This window comes from Mesorhizobium sp. LNHC221B00 (genome assembly GCF_000502935.1).
Classification (GTDB): Bacteria; Pseudomonadota; Alphaproteobacteria; order Rhizobiales; family Rhizobiaceae; genus Mesorhizobium; species Mesorhizobium opportunistum.
In genome coordinates this window covers 1-15,908 of sequence record NZ_AYWR01000047.1, presented here as the reverse complement: position 1 = coordinate 15,908, position 15,908 = coordinate 1, and the positions used below count along the sequence as shown (strand labels likewise).

The 15,908-nt window shown below is 64.3% G+C and carries 15 protein-coding genes; 7 read left to right on the top strand and 8 right to left on the bottom strand.

The features are described from left to right. Positions 1 to 226 precede the first annotated feature (226 nt). Positions 227 to 1,411: an MFS transporter gene (locus X741_RS137110; protein WP_023780881.1), complete on the top strand. Its 1,185-nt coding sequence runs from the start codon at positions 227 to 229 to the stop codon at positions 1,409 to 1,411. 75 nt (positions 1,412 to 1,486) lie between these two features. On the opposite strand, the gene X741_RS137115 is transcribed toward X741_RS137110, so the two are convergent. Beyond that, on the bottom strand, positions 1,487 to 2,044 hold the full coding sequence (locus X741_RS137115) for a GNAT family N-acetyltransferase (RefSeq protein WP_023780880.1): 558 nt from the start codon (positions 2,042 to 2,044) through the stop codon (positions 1,487 to 1,489). A gap of 242 nt (positions 2,045 to 2,286) precedes the next feature. On the opposite strand from X741_RS137115, the gene X741_RS137120 reads away from it, so the two are divergent. Further along, a complete protein-coding gene (locus tag X741_RS137120; protein ID WP_031250763.1) occupies positions 2,287 to 3,279 on the top strand; it encodes a hypothetical protein in 993 nt (330 codons plus the stop codon). Positions 3,280 to 3,462: 183 nt separating this feature from the next. Here X741_RS137120 and X741_RS137125 read toward each other — a convergent pair whose 3' ends face one another. Next, complete coding sequence (locus X741_RS137125) at positions 3,463 to 3,777, bottom strand: hypothetical protein (RefSeq protein WP_023780878.1); 315 nt, start codon at positions 3,775 to 3,777, stop codon at positions 3,463 to 3,465. A 121-nt stretch (positions 3,778 to 3,898) separates the two neighbouring features. Continuing rightward, the gene (locus X741_RS137130) at positions 3,899 to 4,348 is read right to left on the bottom strand and encodes a GatB/YqeY domain-containing protein (protein ID WP_031250762.1); all 450 of its coding nucleotides are present in this window, start codon (positions 4,346 to 4,348) and stop codon (positions 3,899 to 3,901) included. 278 nt (positions 4,349 to 4,626) lie between these two features. On the opposite strand from X741_RS137130, the gene carA reads away from it, so the two are divergent. After that, positions 4,627 to 5,856, top strand: a complete 1,230-nt coding sequence (gene carA, locus X741_RS137135; RefSeq protein WP_023780876.1) for a glutamine-hydrolyzing carbamoyl-phosphate synthase small subunit — start codon at positions 4,627 to 4,629, stop codon at positions 5,854 to 5,856. 230 nt (positions 5,857 to 6,086) lie between these two features. On the opposite strand, the gene X741_RS137140 is transcribed toward carA, so the two are convergent. The 3 genes from X741_RS137140 to X741_RS137150 all read right to left on the bottom strand — a co-directional run bounded on the left by X741_RS137140 (position 6,087) and on the right by X741_RS137150 (position 9,346). Next, positions 6,087 to 7,004: an aldo/keto reductase gene (locus tag X741_RS137140; RefSeq protein ID WP_023780875.1), complete on the bottom strand. Its 918-nt coding sequence runs from the start codon at positions 7,002 to 7,004 to the stop codon at positions 6,087 to 6,089. Beyond that, the gene (locus X741_RS137145; protein WP_023780874.1) at positions 7,001 to 8,263 is read right to left on the bottom strand and encodes a tetracycline resistance MFS efflux pump; all 1,263 of its coding nucleotides are present in this window, start codon (positions 8,261 to 8,263) and stop codon (positions 7,001 to 7,003) included. Before X741_RS137145 ends, X741_RS137140 begins: the two co-directional genes overlap by 4 nt. Before the next feature lie 156 nt (positions 8,264 to 8,419). Beyond that, the gene (locus tag X741_RS137150) at positions 8,420 to 9,346 is read right to left on the bottom strand and encodes a neutral zinc metallopeptidase (protein ID WP_023780873.1); all 927 of its coding nucleotides are present in this window, start codon (positions 9,344 to 9,346) and stop codon (positions 8,420 to 8,422) included. Between the two features lie 187 nt (positions 9,347 to 9,533). Here X741_RS137150 and X741_RS137155 point away from each other — a divergent pair, with 187 nt between their 5' ends. Continuing rightward, positions 9,534 to 11,624 carry a hypothetical protein gene (locus X741_RS137155; RefSeq protein WP_023780872.1) on the top strand — a complete coding sequence of 697 codons (2,091 nt, stop codon included), beginning with the start codon at positions 9,534 to 9,536 and terminating at the stop codon, positions 11,622 to 11,624. 25 nt (positions 11,625 to 11,649) lie between these two features. Here X741_RS137155 and X741_RS137160 read toward each other — a convergent pair whose 3' ends face one another. Beyond that, on the bottom strand, positions 11,650 to 11,838 hold the full coding sequence (locus X741_RS137160) for a hypothetical protein (protein ID WP_013893618.1): 189 nt from the start codon (positions 11,836 to 11,838) through the stop codon (positions 11,650 to 11,652). Positions 11,839 to 11,932: 94 nt separating this feature from the next. Then, positions 11,933 to 12,382 carry a manganese-binding transcriptional regulator MntR gene (mntR, locus tag X741_RS137165; RefSeq protein ID WP_023780871.1) on the bottom strand — a complete coding sequence of 150 codons (450 nt, stop codon included), beginning with the start codon at positions 12,380 to 12,382 and terminating at the stop codon, positions 11,933 to 11,935. Positions 12,383 to 12,612: 230 nt separating this feature from the next. Here mntR and X741_RS137170 point away from each other — a divergent pair, with 230 nt between their 5' ends. From X741_RS137170 to X741_RS137180, 3 genes are all read left to right on the top strand, one after another. Beyond that, positions 12,613 to 13,977: an Nramp family divalent metal transporter gene (locus tag X741_RS137170; protein ID WP_023780870.1), complete on the top strand. Its 1,365-nt coding sequence runs from the start codon at positions 12,613 to 12,615 to the stop codon at positions 13,975 to 13,977. 76 nt (positions 13,978 to 14,053) lie between these two features. Next, a complete protein-coding gene (locus X741_RS137175) occupies positions 14,054 to 14,908 on the top strand; it encodes a protein-L-isoaspartate O-methyltransferase (protein ID WP_031250760.1) in 855 nt (284 codons plus the stop codon). Between the two features lie 111 nt (positions 14,909 to 15,019). Next, positions 15,020 to 15,670 (top strand): dihydrofolate reductase family protein, encoded by a 651-nt coding sequence (locus tag X741_RS137180; RefSeq protein ID WP_023780868.1) that lies wholly within the window; start codon positions 15,020 to 15,022, stop codon positions 15,668 to 15,670. The last annotated feature ends 238 nt before the right edge of the window (positions 15,671 to 15,908 follow it).

The following is a 15,908-nucleotide window of genomic DNA, read 5'->3' as shown; positions in this document are numbered from 1 at the left end:
GTCCTCCCAGCGAAGGAGAAAACTGTCACCCATCCATCAGGTCCATTCTGTTACCTATCTATCCGGTTCGGACAGCCTGCAGGCAATCTCCCCCCACTTGGGGGGAGATTGGCAGCTTCACTGCCTTGCACCCTCACTGAAGAAAACCTAAACCGACGCCCACAATTTCTGGATTGCCCGCAAGGCCCATCCGTGGTTTGAGGCCGTTCCAGCCAAGGCTTTTCCCATGTCGCTTCCACTCATCGCCCTGTTCATCGCCGCTTTCGCCTTCGGCACCACCGAGTTCGTCATCGCCGGCGTGCTGCCGCAGGTGGCACAGGGGCTCGGCGTTTCGGTTCCCACATCGGGCTATCTCGTCTCGGGCTACGCCTGCGGCATCGCCATCGGCGGCCCGCTGCTGGCGCTCGCCACCAAGTCGCTGCCGCGCAAGACCTTGCTGCTCGGCCTCGCCATCGTCTTCACCATCGGCCAGGCGGCCTGCGCGCTGGCGCCAGACTTCACCTCGATGCTCTTGTTGCGCATTGCCGTCGCGGTCGCGCATGGCGCCTATTTCGGCGTCGCCATGGTGGTGGCGGTCGGCCTGGTGCGCGAGGACCAGCGTGGCATGGCGGTCGCCGTCATCCTGTCCGGCCTGACCGTCTCCAACGTCATCGGCGTGCCGGCGGGCACCGCGATCGGCAACATCTGGGGCTGGCGCGCGACCTTCTGGGTAATGTGCGCGCTGGGCGTCGCGGCAACTTTTGCCATGGCGGCCCTTCTGCCGCGCACCACGGGATATCAAGCGAAGCATGCCGGCCTTGCCCGCGAGGTCCGCGTGCTGGCGCGCCAACAGGTCTGGACCTCGCTGATCCTGATGCTGATGCTGATGATCGGCCAGTTCGGCCTATTCACCTACATCACCCCGACCCTGCTTGAGATCACCGGGCTGGACGAGGATCTGGTGCCTTGGGTGCTGCTGCTCAACGGCGTCGGCGCCACGCTCGGCGTCTTCCTCGGCGGCAAGCTCTCCGACTGGAAACTGATGCCCTCGCTGATCACGATGCTTGGCCTGCAGACGGTGACGCTGGCGGTGATCTATGCCGTCAGCCCCTATCCCCTGCCGATGACCGTTGCGATCGTCATCTGGGGCGGCCTCAATTTCGCCATCGGCACGCCGATCCAGACCCGCATCCTGGCCTGGACCGCGGACGCGTCGAACCTCGCCTCCTCGCTGATCCCGTCCGGCTTCAATGTCGGCATCGCGCTGGCGGCGTCGCTGGGTGCCGCCATGCTGAACAGCGGCTTCGGCTATCGCAGCCTGCCGCTGCTTGGCGCTTTCGCGATGCTGGTCGCCGTGCTCGTGGCACTCGCCTCGTATTTCTGGGAAGCGCGCAGCAACGCCACGCCGCCGCTGACGGCCGCCGCCGAGTAGCGCCTCAAGCTACCCGTCGGCGCCCTGTCCGACCACGCGCTGTGTGCCGACGAGCACGGGTGAGGATGGCGCCGGCTACAGCCCGATCCGGAACCGCAAACTCTCCGCCCCGCCATAGGCGGCATCCTCGAAGAAGCGCTCGACCAGCCTGCCGCCATTGGCCAGGATCACCTTGTGCGACGCCGGGTTGCCCGGCTTGGCGGTGATCTCGACGTGAGCCAGGCCAACCGCCCTCGCCTCGTCCAGCATCAGCCGCAGCGCCTCGGTCGCGTAGCCGCGCCGCCGCTTCCACGGCACCACCGCATAGCCTATATGGCCAAGCACATGCGGCGGCAGGTCCGCCGTGCCCTTCTGCCAACGCAAGCCGATCGAGCCCGATGCCTCGCCGTCCCAAATCCAGCGACGGAAACCCGGCAGGCGTGGCACTTTCGTCCCGTCGGGCAAGGTGATTGGGCCACCTTTCGCCTCGGGATCATCGAGGTTGGCCAGGAACGCCACTGGATCCTTCTCTATCGCCGCAAGTTGTTCGCGCGTCGCCTGCAGGAGCCGCACATTGTCCGGCGACCAGCCGCGCTCTAGCGCCGCCTTGTAGGACGGCAGATGTTCAAGCGTGGGTCTGACGATCTCGACCATGATCCATGCTCTCCTCAGAAAGCATGCATAATCGCAGCCGGGAGAGCGCTCAACCCATTGTCGCAAGCCTTGGACCAGCATCCCGGTCTAAGGGCGGCTTGCACGCCGACCTCGGTTCGTTTGAACTTGCGTGCCCGCTAAACAAGATGTGTTTCGCCGATTGCCACGAGACATTTTATGATTGAGTCGCGTGCGGCAAACACCGCAAGGATTCGCATGGCTTCGGCGGGAGAATTGAACCGGTGCGGTTGAGATCTGTCCCTTTGGGTATCGTCGCCGGCTTGTTGCTTGTCGTCATCGCCTTGACGGCCGTCCGGTCGTTCGCCGCACCATCCGATATTCCGGCCTGGCTGCAGGCTCATGTCGGCGACGGCGATGGCCAGATCTCGCAAGTGGTGCTCGAGCGGGCGCGAGCGCTTTACCGTGAGAAGGTCGCGCAAGGCGCGGTCAGGAACCCCTGCTATTTTGCCATGGATGCCACGCGTCCCGGCGATCTGGGCAACGGCGTGCTGGGGCGCCGGTATTACGTCGTGTGCGAAGCCAGCCAGTCGTTTCGCGCCATCTCGTCGGGGCATGGCGGCGGCCGCAACCTGAAAGGCACGGTCGATTTCTCAAATGGCAGGCGCTGTTCGAAGAACTTCGGCAATGCCATGGATTCGGAGCTGACGGCCGGCGGCGCCTACATGACCCGCGAGGCGAAAACCTCGTTCAAGGGCTACTACCGCACCGGCGCGAAGCAGGACGTGGCCTTCCAGCGCACCTTCATACAGTTCGACGGCGAAGGCGAAGCGGCCAACGCCAGGCAGCGCGTGATCGGCGGCCATGCCGCGCAGGTGCTGCGCGGCATGTGCATGCGCAAAAGCCCGAACAGCTCCTATGCCGACCACGATGGTCTGGTGCCGTTCGGTAAGCTGGTGGACTATGCCGGCGGCCGCAGCAATGGCTGCACCAGCTGGTCGCCGGCGGATGCGCGGCAGATCATCGCGATGGTCAAGGACAACCCGACGACGCTCTACATCTACCCGGAATCGCGCGACATCGCCGCCGTGGCGCAAGCATCGGCCAAAAGCCATTCGCTGTCCGGCACCGATCTCTACTGGAACGCCTCCTGCCTGAAGGAAATCGGCACGCCGAAATTCTGGCCGCGAAAAACCCTCGAGCCGATCATCGTGCAATACAAGAAAGACCATCCGGCGGCACCGTCGCAACCAGTGCCGATCTGCAAGGAGCCGTGAGGCCCGGTCGCGAACCGCCTGTGGGACCATATCCAGCAGGAAGCGCCGGCATTGCGCCGCGCGTTGGAGCCTCGGAGGCCCGCAAGAGAGATACCGACCAACCAGTCGCGAAAGGCGCAAGTGGAAATCGGTCGTTAATGACCAGCCGTGTAGTGCCAGAACCTCTCGGGTCCCGTCCAGCGATCACTTCTTGACATACGCTCCCGGCTGGCGGCCGCTCTTCGGAGCTTTGGCGTCCTTGGAACGCTCCGCGAAAGCGGGGCCGGCACCGGACGTCTTTTCGGTTGCGGGGCTCGGCGTGACTAGCCTTGGCGGGTTTTGTCCCTCCGACTGGCGGGTGCGGTCTTCTACTTCATCCTTCCCGCGGGTGAGCCCCATTCCCCCGGCAGGCTGCTTGTTGCCGGCCGCGTCCTGGGAGAATTCATCGGAAGGGTCGGCACCGGTCTTCGCCGGATACTTCCTCGCACCGGTTTCATAGCGGGTTTCGTTCTCAGTCATGACATCTCTCCAGTTGCATGACTGATAAACATCTCGGGGGTATCCAAGTTCCACTCCCGACCTGGATTCGGCGGCGCCAGGTCAGCTGAAGTCGCTACGGAACTGAATGATGGACAGCGCCCTACTGCAGCAGCCCCTTGACGATGCCGCTTGCCTTGCCGAAATCCATCTGGCCGGCATATTTCTGCTTCAGCGCGGCGATCACCTTGCCCATGTCCTTCTGGCTGGCGGCACCCGTCGCGGCGATCGCCTCGCGCGCCGCGGCGGCGATCGCCGCATCGTCGAGCTGCGTCGGCAGGAAGCCGCGGATGATCTCCATCTCGCCGCGCTCCTGCGCCGCCAGTTCCGGCCGCTTGCCATCCTCGAAGGCCTTGGCCGATTCCTCGCGCTGCTTCACCATCTTGGCCAGGATCTGCAGGATCTCCTCGTCGCTGGCCGGTTCCTTGCCGGCGCCGCGATTGGCGATGTCGCGATCGTGTATGGCGGCCTGGATCAGCCGCAATGTCGGCAGCCGGTGCTTGTCCTGCGCCTTCATCGCGCTCTTCAGGGATTCGGCGATTTTTCCGCGCATCGTGCTTTCTCCTTCGGCCGGCGCGGACAATAGCGCCGGGGACAAGCCAAGGCAAACCCTCATATCACGCGGCAAGCCTCTGATATTGCTTGATGAAATAAATCGCCGCCGCATTTCGCATGATCATTGACCACCCTGCTCCCTTCCCCTATGTACTCAGCCTTGCATGAACTGAAGCCTGACTGCGTGGGAGCCGCGAAATCGCCGCTTCGCGCCGTTTGCCGCGCGGATGGCCCACCGGGCCGGTTGCAAGCGCGCGGTCTGATAGGAGTGCCGACATGGCCGAGATGACGCCCGCGTTGACCCCCACGTCGACCCCCGCCTGGGCGACCGAAAAGCCGACCGCCCTGCTGGTGCTGGCCGATGGCACCGTCATCGAGGGTCGCGGCCTTGGCGCCACCGGCTCGGCTGTCGCCGAAGTCTGCTTCAACACGGCACTCACCGGCTACCAGGAAATCCTCACCGACCCGTCCTATGCCGGCCAGATCGTCACCTTCACCTTCCCGCATATCGGCAACATCGGCACCAACGGCGAAGACATCGAGGACCTCAACCCGGTCGCACGCGCCGGCGCCGTGGGCGCGGTGTTCAAGGCCGACGTCACCAATCCGTCCAACTACCGCGCCGCCGGTCACCTCGACCAGTGGCTGAAGAAGCGCGGCATCGTCGCGCTTTCGGGCATCGACACCCGCGCGCTGACCGCCCTGATCCGTGAAAAGGGCATGCCCAACGCCGTCATCGCGCACGCGCCCGACGGCGTCTTCGACCTCGAAGACCTGAAGCGCCGCGCCGCCGCCTGGTCGGGCCTGATCGGGCTCGACCTTGCCAAGGAAGTCACTTCGGGTCAGTCCTCGGTCTGGCGCGAGACGCCCTGGGTGTGGAACGAAGGCTTTGGCGAACAGGCCGAGCCCTCCATGCACGTCGTCGCCATCGACTATGGCGTCAAGCGCAACATATTGCGCCTGCTTTCCGGCCTCGGCGCCAAGGTCACCGTGGTTCCGGCCAGCACCGGCTCGGAAGAGATCCTGGCCATGCAGCCCGACGGCATCTTTCTCTCCAACGGCCCCGGCGATCCGGAAGCCACCGGCGACTATGCCGTGCCGGTCATCCAGGATTTGCTCAAGACCGACATTCCGGTGTTCGGCATCTGCCTCGGCCACCAGATGCTGGCGCTGGCGCTGGGCGGCAGGACCGCCAAGATGCACCAGGGCCACCACGGCGCCAATCATCCGGTCAAGGACCACACCACCGGCAAGGTCGAGATCGTCTCGATGAACCATGGCTTTGCCGTCGACGCCGACTCGCTGCCATCGGGCGTCGAGGAAACCCATGTCTCGCTGTTCGACGGTTCGAACTGCGGCATAGCGCTGACCGGCCGCCCGGTGTTCTCGGTCCAGCATCATCCCGAGGCCTCGCCCGGCCCGCAAGACTCGCACTATCTCTTCCGCCGCTTCGTCAACCTGATCCGCGAAAAGCGCGGCGAGGAATTGCTCGCGGAGCGGGCTTAATTCGATCCGTTAGCGCTGCCCCTCATTGCCCTGCCGGGCATTTCTCCCCGTATAGTGACGGGGAGAAAGACGCCGTCGCCAAGATTTCGCCAATTGTCGACGTTGCAAAAGAGGGCGGCGAGGTCACGGCGGATCTCCCTTTTCCCTGTCACTATACGGGGAGAAGGTGCCGGCAGGCGGATGAGGGGCAGCGCAAACATCTCGCAGCCTCGCTCCCCAAACACCCGATCCTAAGCCACCGGCCGGCCTTCGCTGGCCTCCAGTATGGCGAACCATTGCTGGCGGTCGAGCACGATATCCAATGCCTTGACCATCGCAGCTAAACGTTCCGGCTTCATCGAGCCCAGCACCGGCACCAACCGTGCCGGATGACGCAGCAGCCAGGCGAGGGCGACAGCGGCGAGATCGCCGGCGCCAATCTCGGCTGCTACCGCCGCCAGTGCCGCCCGCACCCGCGCCTCGCGTGCTTCCTTGCCGGTGAACAGCGAGCCACCGCCGAGCGGCGACCAGACCATCGGCGCGTAACCGAGACGCTGCGCGTGATCGAGGCTGCCGTCGGTCAGCGCAGACGTCTTCAGCACCGACATCTCGATTTGGTTGGTGGCCAAGGGAAACGGCAGCCGCGATGCCAACAGGTCGAACTGCGACGGCGTGAAATTGGACACGCCGACCGCCCTGACCTTGCCTGATTTAACCAGCGCGGCAAGTGCCGCCGCCGTCTCGTCCGCATCCATCAGAGGATCCGGCCGGTGCAGCAGCAACAGGTCGAGATAATCGGTGCCGAGATTGGCGAGCGAACGGTCGACCGAGGCTGTGATATGCGCGGCACTGGTGTCGTAGTGCTTCAGCTGGTTTTGCGGCCTGTTGGCAGAGGCCAGCATGATGTCGCATTTCGAGATCAGCTCGATCTGCTCGCGCTTGCCTTTCCAGCGCGCCAGCCCGGCGCCGAACGCTGGCTCGACCTCGTAGTGCCCATAGATGTCGGCATGGTCGAAACTGGTCAGGCCGAGATCGACGGCGCTGCCGATCAGTCTTGCGACTTGATCGGCATCGGGGCGCACGGCTCCGTTGAGCAGGCGCCAGGCACCGAAGACCAGCCGCGACAGCGACACGTCCTTTGTTAGCGCAATGCGGCTGTCGTGGCTCACACCTGTGCCCCGTCTTCGGCGACGCCGGTGACATTTGCACGCGTCGCCGGCCGCGCCACCTTGGCGACAAAGACGATGACCGCCAGCGTCAGGAAGCACGCACCGACCAGATAGGGCGCACCACCGAAAGTCACCGGCGCGCTTGGGCCGGTGAACCAGGAAAAGATCGCCGTATAGAGCAGCGGCGTGATGATCGAGGTGATCGAGAAGATCGAGGTCATCGCGCCCTGCAGTTCGCCCTGTGCCGACGGCGGCACCTTGGCTGCGGCGAGGCTTCGGAGCGGCGGATCGGCCAGCGCTTCCAGGCAGCCGACGACGATCACCGCATAGACCATCCATCCCTGCGAGGCGAAGGCGTAGCCGAACGCGCTCGCAGCCGTGAATGTCAGGCCGATAACCGCCGTCCTCCATTCGCCGAGCCTGGGGATGACGCGTGGCAGAACCGTGCCCATGATGATCGCGCCGCACAGCCCGAAGGCGCCGAGCGAGAAGCCGATCTGCTGTTCGCTCCAGCCATAGCGGTAATTGGAGACGAACGACCAGACCGCCGGGTACATCATGTGCCCGAGCGTCATCAGGAAGAAGACGAGCCCGATCCAGCCGATGCCATGATACTGGCGCATCTGCAGCAGCGTGCCGACCGGGTTGGCGCGTTTCCACTCGAAGCGGCGGCGATGCTTGTCATCCAGCGTTTCGGGCAGGAACAACATCGCGATCAGGAAGTTCACGCAGGCAAGCCCGGCGGCGAAATAGAACGGCACCCGCGGTCCGAACGCGCCGAGCAATCCGCCGAGCACCGGCCCGATGACGAAACCGACGCCGAAGGCGATGCCCAACAGGCCGAAATTCTTCGCACGGTTCTCATCGTTCGAGATGTCGGCGATGAAGGCCGATGTCGTCGAATAGCTGGCGCCCGAAATGCCGGCCAGCACACGCCCGATGAACAGCATCGGGTAGGACCACGCGACCGCGCAGATCAGGTTGTCGATCGAGAAGGTCAGAACCGAGGCGAGCAGGATCGGCCGCCGTCCGAACCGATCGCTCAAGCCGCCCATGATCGGCGCGAAGAAGAACTGCATCGCCGCATAGACGAAGAACAGCCAGCCGCCTTCGATCGCCGCGCCGCTGATGCTGACACCGGTCAATTCCCTGAGATAGGCCGGCAGCACCGGCATGATCATGCCGAAGCCGATGATGTCGAGCAGCAGCGTGGTGAAAACGAGCGCCAGGCCCCGCCTGGCGGTTTTGGGGTCGATCATGGCGGGTCAAGCTCCTCGGTCCGCCCCGGGGCCTGGGCGAACGCACCTTATAGGCGAGGCCGCAATAAGGAACAATGCGGGAACAGGCAGGAATGTTTGATCCTGACATCCCCTGACGGCCTGTTCGCCGTCAGGCTACCGGCGTGAATCGGGTGCTCAGATTGCACCGCTCATCGTGTTGCAATCCGAAAGCTTGCCGCTCTTGTAGCCGCGCGCCAGCCAGGTCTGCCGCTGCTGCGAGGTGCCGTGGTTGAAGCTTTCCGGCACGACATAGCCCTGCATCTTCTTCTGCAGCGTGTCGTCGCCGATCTGCTTGGCGGCGTTGAGCGCGCTTTCGAAATCGCCCTGCTCCAATATGCCCTTCTGCCCGGTGTAGTGCGCCCAGACACCGGCGAAGCAGTCGGCCTGCAACTCGATGCGCACCGACAGCTGGTTGGAATCGGCTTCGCTCATGCCTTGCCGCATCTGGTTGAACTTGCCCATGATGCCGGTGAGATTCTGCACGTGGTGACCGACCTCATGCGCGATCACATAGGCACGGGCGAACTCGCCGGAAGCGCCGAACTGCTGGTCGAGCTGCTGGAAGAAGGTCATGTCGAGATAGACCTTGTGATCGCCCGGGCAATAGAACGGTCCGGCAGCCGCGGAGGCAAAGCCGCAGGCGGAGCGGACCTGGCCTGAAAACAGCACCAGCTTCGGGTCTTCATAGGTCAACCCCTGCGACTTGAAGATGCCGGTCCAGGTATCCTCGGTCTCGGCGAGCACGGTCGCCACGAACTGCTTCATCTCGTCATTGGCGGGGGCGGTCCCGCTGTCCTGGCCGCCGCTGTCGTCGGTGATCTGGCCACCGCCGCCGGGCAGCAGGCCGCCATCGCCACCGCCCAGGATCGTCGAGGGATCGAAGCCGAAATACCAGCCGGCGAGAACCACCAGGATGACGAGGAAGATGCTGCCGCCACCGCCGGCACGGCCGCCGATCGGGATGCGGAACTGGCCAGGGCTACCGCCGCCGATACCGCCACCGCCGCTGTCGCTGCGGTCGTCCTCGATATTGTCACTCTGACGACGGCCTTTCCAGAGCATGGCAACTCCCCGTGATGTAAACGTCCCCGTTGCTCCGGCAGGCCGGCTCAACCCAACAAACAATTATCCCAATGGTTGCACCAAGTCACAGTATTTTTCAGCGGCCGAGGCAGCGCCCGCGTGACGGCTTCAGAGCACTGGCCGGGACCGGCGAACGCCTGTAGCATCGCCGCAACGGGAGGGGTGCGTGAGACTGAAGACGATCGGTCGATTCCTGTCGCTGCTCGCGACCCTGCTCTGTCTTGGCGTCATGGACGCCGACGCGGTGACGCTCGATTCCAGCGTTGCCGTCACCGATCCCGCCACCTTGCAGGCGCTGGAGCGTGACGGTCTTTCGATCAGCCGCCTGCTTGGGCCGGCACTCGGCCTTACCCGCGAGGTTGACAATCGCGGCCTGTTTTCGGTGCCGGCGCTGGCCACGGTGCGCGACACGGTCAAGCTCGAGATCGCCGAGGAGCCGAGGACCAGCCCCGACCCCTATGTCGCCGCCATGGCGAGATCGAAGGACACCAGCCAGAAATTCAATCCGAAATACATCGACGACGACGGCTCGACGCTCGATCTGACCGGCATCGTCAACCGCATGGACCGCGGCTATCTCGGCCACACCGAATGCGGTGAGATCAGGCTGATCTACCGCTTCCACTATTCGGTCGCGGAAAAGCCGGCCAAGGGCAAGCCAATCGGGGGGAAGACTGCGCAGCGCATTTCCTCACGCCTGCCGTTGACTATGAGCCTGGTGTTCAACGCCAAGCCAAGGCAGGCGCAGGCCCGCGCCTCGAAGGATCTGCCTGATACCACCGATGTGTCCTGCGCCGACGTCGCCAACCGCTGGCTGGCCGCCGGTCAAAAGGATCTGCCGCCCGAACAGCTCGCCGCCTGGCTGCGCTCCGGCGAAGGCCCGCTGTCGGGCGCCATGCTGAACTCCTCGCAGGTCATGCGGCTCGAACTCAATATGCAGGTGCTCAGACTGTCCGCCTCGACGCGGCGCGATTTCGGCGGCCACGCCGAGTATCTCCTGAAGATCTTCAAATGGGATCCGGCGACCTCGAGCTTCTACGAATCGAGGATGGAGAACCAGATCGACCGGGCGACGGTGCTGGCCGACAAGCCGGCCTTCGCCAAATGGCTGCTCACCGACCGCAACATCTATGACCTCGACCATGGCCGGCTGGTCATCGACGAAAGATTCCTGGCCAAAAGCGCCGTTTCGGTCGCGCCTGGAGGCCTCAGCCGCTCGCAGAATAACATCGCCTATGGGCTGGTCGACGATGCCGATATCGACAAGGCGCTGAAGGACTATGTCGCCCGGGGCAATACGCTCGCCACCATCAAGTCCGTGGCCGGCTTCGACCTGCGGCTGAACGAGATGAGCTGTACCGGCTGCCACCAGACGCATGGCATTGCCGGCTTCCACTACACCGGCGCCGACCCGGCCAGCGAGCCGCGCCGCAACGCCGTCTTCGTGCCTGGTTCGGCCGTCTTCTTCGCCGACCTGCCGCGCCGCCGCGCCATTGTCGAGCAGTTCGCCGCCGGCGGTCATCCGGATTTCACCAGAGGTTTCGCTGCCCGTCCCGACCAGAAATATGCCGAGGCGCTGAAGGGCACCGACCTTTACAATGGCTGGGGCTCGATCTGCTACAGCGGTAAGGACGCAAGCTTCGAGGACTGGACCTGCGGCGCCGGCCTGCGCTGCGCCGGCGTGCATGCAAGCGCGATCCACCCGGGTTTCGGCACCTGCGTCAGCGAGAAGGGCAGCGCGGTCGGCGACCCCGTCGAGTTCGGCGAGATCAAGATGTCGACATGGGGCAGCGACCAGTATTGCCGTCTGTCGCCGGCCACCGCCAAGGCATGCGCCATCGACCCCGCACGCGACAAGAAACCGGTGGTGAAGCTCGCCGGTTATGGCGCGGCGCGTCAGCGCTACGACAACCCGCAGCAGAAGACCGGCGGCTTTCCCGGCGGCATGCTGCGCAAGGCGACCTGCGACAAGCTTCCCAACGAGGCCACCTGCGGCCGGCTGGCCAAGACCGGCTTCAACGACTGCATCGCCTCGGGCAAGGATCACAAATTCTGCACCAGGGAATTCACCAAGACCGCCGGCCTGCGCGCCTGCGACAAGGCGCATCCCTGCCGCGAGGACTATATCTGCACCGCCGGCTATGACGATCTGGCCGAAGCCAAACCTGGCGAAGGCACCTGCATTCCGCCCTATTTCATCTTCCAGTTCCGCGTCGACGGCCATCCCAGGAGCTGGGTGCAGGATGTTCGCGAGTGAACCAACCCTGCATCGCGCAACGGACTTACCCCTTCTGCTTGGCGCCGGCGCTTTTGCCGTCCGAGCTTTTCGAACGTTCCTCGAAACGCGCCGCGCCCTTCTTCAGGGGGTGACCGATCTCGGCCTCGGTCTTGCGCTCGTCCTTCGCAGCCGCCTGCTTCAATCCGCTGGCCGCCTGCTTGCCCTTCGCCGTCGGTGCCTGTTCAATTCCCATCGCTTCCTCCCTTGGCGCGCGACATCGCGCGGTCCCAGGAGCAACGTGCATGACATCGGACGGTTCCGGCGGCTCGGGGAGCGGCTGGCGCGGCTCAGCGCGCCGTCATCGCCTTGCGGAACGCTTCCAACGTCTCGGCGCTGACATGGTGCTCGATGCCCTCGGCATCGATGCGCGCCGTCTCCGCGCTGACGCCGAGCGAGCGCAGGAAAGCTTCCACAGTCTGGTGGCGGATGCGGCTTTCCTCGGCGACCTTGCGGCCGGCCTCTGTCAGGAACACGCCGCGATAGGGTTTTCTCGACACCAGCCCGTCGGCGCACAACCGCGTCAGCATCTTGGCCACGGTCGGCTGGGCGACGCCGAGCCGTGCGGCGATATCGACCTGGCGCGCCTCGTTGCCGTCCTCGATCAGATCGGCGATCAGCTCGACATAGTCCTCGACCAGCGCGCTGCGGCGCGCTTGGCGCTGCTGCCGGAATCCTTCCGAATGGACGTCGGCGTTAGGCAGTGGCTCGCGCGGGACCGGTCTGTTCTTCAGCGCCAATGCGCGCTCCTCCTCGGGAGTTTAGCCGTTGCTGCTTTATAGCACGGGCTCTGATTCTTCAGGCCGTTTATTTGCATTCCCCTATAGGCGCAACCGGCGTTCCCAATTGCCTCTGTCACCAGCGCTTCGGCATCGGATAAAAAGCACATACAATGAAATATAGCATATTGCATAATGTTGAGCCATGGCATAGGTTATGGACATTCCCGGACGTCTCGGAAAGCCTGTCCATGTCAGAAGCAGAAGCCACAGCCTCCCGTTCCGCATGGCGCTTCGCCAGGCGCGACGAGGACGACCAGCCCAGCCTGCGCGAGGTCAATTCTTCGATCGCCGTGCCGAGTTCGGGCGTTTGGCTCCGCCGCCTGTTCGCCTTCATGGGCCCAGGCTACATGGTTTCGGTCGGCTATATGGACCCCGGCAACTGGGCCACCGACCTCGCCGGCGGCGCCCAGTTCGGCTACACGCTTCTGTTCATCATCATGCTGTCCAACCTGATGGCCATCCTGCTGCAGGCGCTGGCCGCGCGGCTCGGCATCGCCACCGGCCGCGACCTTGCCCAGGCCTGCCGCGCCTACTACCCGCGCCCGGTCAATTTCGTGCTGTGGATCGCCTGCGAGCTCGCCATCATCGCCTGCGATCTCGCCGAAGTCATCGGCACCGCGATCGCGCTGCAGCTGCTGTTTGGCATTCCGCTGATCGGCGGCGCTATGCTGACGGCGCTCGACGCCTTCCTGGTGCTGCTCTTGATGAACAAGGGCTTCCGCTATCTCGAAGCTTTCGTCATTGCGCTGCTGATCATCATCTTCAGCTGCTTCGCCATCCAGATCTTCGTCGCCGCGCCGCCGGCCGGCACGATCCTGCATGCGATGTTCGTGCCGTCCTCCGAAATCGTCACCAACCCCGCGATGCTCTACATCGCCATCGGCATCATCGGCGCCACGGTGATGCCGCACAACCTCTATCTGCACTCCTCGATCGTGCAGACGCGTGCCTATGAGCGCACCGAGAAGGGCAAGCGCGACGCCATCAAATGGGCGACGACGGACTCCACCATCGCCCTGATGCTGGCGCTGTTCGTCAATGCCGCGATCCTGATCGTCTCGGCGGTCGCCTTCCACGACACCGGCCACCACGACGTCGCCGAGATCGGCCAGGCCTTCGAGTTGCTGTCGCCGCTGCTCGGCCTCGGAATCGCCTCCATTCTGTTTGCCGTGGCGCTGCTGGCGTCGGGCCTGAACTCGACGGTGACGGCGACGCTCGCCGGCCAGATCATCATGGAAGGGTTCCTGCGCCTGCGCATCCCCAACTGGGCGCGCCGGCTTTTGACCCGCGGCCTCGCCATCATCCCGGTGGTGGTCGTCACCGCGCTCTACGGCGAAAAGGGCACCGGCCAGTTGCTGGTGTTCAGCCAGGTGATCCTGTCGATGCAGCTGCCCTTCGCGGTGGTGCCGCTGGTGCAGTTCGTTTCCGACAAGAAGAAGATGGGCAATCTCGCCATTCCGCGCGGCGTCGCAGCCCTTGCCTGGGTGGTCGCGGCGATCATCCTGGTGCTGAACTTCAAGCTGCTCTACGACACGATGTTCGGCGGCGGCTGAGGTCTCACCGGCAGTTCGCACGTTCCTGAGCATGATCCGCGACAGATCGCTGGCCCGCGCTATCTTCCGCATTGGCATGAGCAATATCGAGGATATCAGGAAATTCTACGCGCGGCTGATGGCGGCCAATGCCGCCTCGCCAGACCCGCGCCTGGAAGAGGTGTTCGCCGAGGTGCCGCGCGAAGCCTTTCTTGGCCCAGGGCCGTGGACGATCATCGCAGGCAACGGCAAGGTCACGACGCCGAGCGCCGACCCGGCGCACCTCTATCAGAACGTGCTGGTGGTGCTCGATGCCGACAAGGGCATCAACAATGGCGAGCCGTTCCTGCACGCCATGTGGATCGGAAAGCTGGCGCCGAAGCCCGGCGAGGCCGTTTCTCATATCGGCTCTGGTACCGGCTACTACACCGCCTTGCTGGCCAGGCTGGTTTCACCTGGCGGCACCGTCACCGCTTTCGAACTCGACGACAGGCTGGCCGACCTGGCACGCAAAAATCTCGAAGCCTGTGGCAACGCGACGGTCGTCCATGGCGATGCCGTGACCGCGCCCTTGCCGCCATCCGATATCATCTATGTCAACGCCGGCGTCGTCGCCCCTCCGTCCGGATGGCTGGAGGCGTTGCGCCCAGGCGGCCGCATGATCTTTCCCTGGCGCCCGGCCGAGCGCGTGCCGCTGGCCGTGATGGTGACCCGTACCGACAGGGGCTTCGCCTGCGATCCATTCATGCGCTCCTGGTTCATCCCATGCTTCGGTGCCTCGGTTGCGGAGCTTGCCGCAAAAATTCCGACCCGTGACGAGGCGACGCGCAGCCGCTCGATCTGGCTGACCAGCGACAGGACACCGGACCACACCGCCACCGCGATCTTCAGCGACGTCTGGTTCTCGTCGAAAGGTCTCGATGCGGCACCGCGCGCCAGACCCCGGAAATGACGGAGAGCCGCCAGAAATCTCGCGTGCCCTGTCGGATTGGCCGCCGATCGCCCGTCCTTGGGGCTGGAGTCCGGCCACGACGGCATGGATTGGAGAAACGGGAGCATTCGAATGAGAAAGATCATCGCAGCCACCTTCGTCAGCCTCGACGGTGTCATGCAGGCGCCCGGCGGTCCGCAAGAAGATCCGGTCGGCGGCTTCAAGTTCGGCGGCTGGACCTTCCACTACTTTGACGAGGTGGGGGGCGCGGCGATGGATGAACTCTTCTCCAAGCCCTTCGCCCTGCTGCTCGGCCGCAGAACCTACGACATCTTCGCCGCGTACTGGCCGTATCAGAAGGATCCGATCGCGGACGCCTTCAACCCCGCAACCAAATATGTGGCGACCCACCGGCCGGACACTTTGACCTGGCAGAACACGCAATGGCTTGGGGAAGATATCGTCGCCACGGTGCGCCGCCTCAGCCAAGAGGATGGACCTGACCTGCTCATCCAGGGATCTGGCAATCTGATCCAGACGCTACTCGCCAACGGGCTGATCGACGAGATCCGGCTGATGACCTTCCCGCTGTTGCTGGGCAAGGGCAAGCGCCTGTTCGGCGATGACGCGATGCCGGCCGCCTTCAAGCTTGCCAAGTCGCAGGCCACCAGCACCGGCGTCATCATCGCCACCTACGAGCGCGCGGGCGAGATCAAGGTCGGCTCGTTTGTCACGGGAGAGCCATCCGAAGCGGAGCTCGAGCGGCGGAAGAACTGGAGGTAAAATGTCTGACATGGCGCCAAGCTGGAACACCCCTCATCCGACCGAGCTCCGCTCGGCCACCTTCTCCCACAAGGGGAGAAGGTGGAGCCTGGCACATGCGGCTCAGCCAATCACCAGCGTCGGCGATTGGCACGGACATTCACGCCATCTTTCCTTCTCCCCTTGTGGGCTAGCGTGGGCACACATTTGCTTCGGGCTCATGTTTGTGAGGCGAGAACGAAGCCGTCTACGATGGCGT

Bases quoted from the DNA above. Each gene is read 5' to 3' on its own strand.
- X741_RS137180 (WP_023780868.1), top strand. From the start codon at position 15,020: ATGAGAAAGATCATCGCAGCCACCTTCGTCAGCCTCGACGGTGTCATG.
- X741_RS137175 (WP_031250760.1), top strand. From the start codon at position 14,054: ATGAGCAATATCGAGGATATCAGGAAATTCTACGCGCGGCTGATGGCG.
- X741_RS137150 (WP_023780873.1), bottom strand. From the start codon at position 9,346: ATGCTCTGGAAAGGCCGTCGTCAGAGTGACAATATCGAGGACGACCGC.
- X741_RS137170 (WP_023780870.1), top strand. From the start codon at position 12,613: ATGTCAGAAGCAGAAGCCACAGCCTCCCGTTCCGCATGGCGCTTCGCC.
- X741_RS137160 (WP_013893618.1), bottom strand. From the start codon at position 11,838: ATGGGAATTGAACAGGCACCGACGGCGAAGGGCAAGCAGGCGGCCAGC.
- X741_RS137125 (WP_023780878.1), bottom strand. From the start codon at position 3,777: ATGACTGAGAACGAAACCCGCTATGAAACCGGTGCGAGGAAGTATCCG.
- carA (WP_023780876.1), top strand. From the start codon at position 4,627: ATGGCCGAGATGACGCCCGCGTTGACCCCCACGTCGACCCCCGCCTGG.
- X741_RS137115 (WP_023780880.1), bottom strand. From the start codon at position 2,044: ATGGTCGAGATCGTCAGACCCACGCTTGAACATCTGCCGTCCTACAAG.
- X741_RS137130 (WP_031250762.1), bottom strand. From the start codon at position 4,348: ATGCGCGGAAAAATCGCCGAATCCCTGAAGAGCGCGATGAAGGCGCAG.
- X741_RS137110 (WP_023780881.1), top strand. From the start codon at position 227: ATGTCGCTTCCACTCATCGCCCTGTTCATCGCCGCTTTCGCCTTCGGC.
- X741_RS137145 (WP_023780874.1), bottom strand. From the start codon at position 8,263: ATGATCGACCCCAAAACCGCCAGGCGGGGCCTGGCGCTCGTTTTCACC.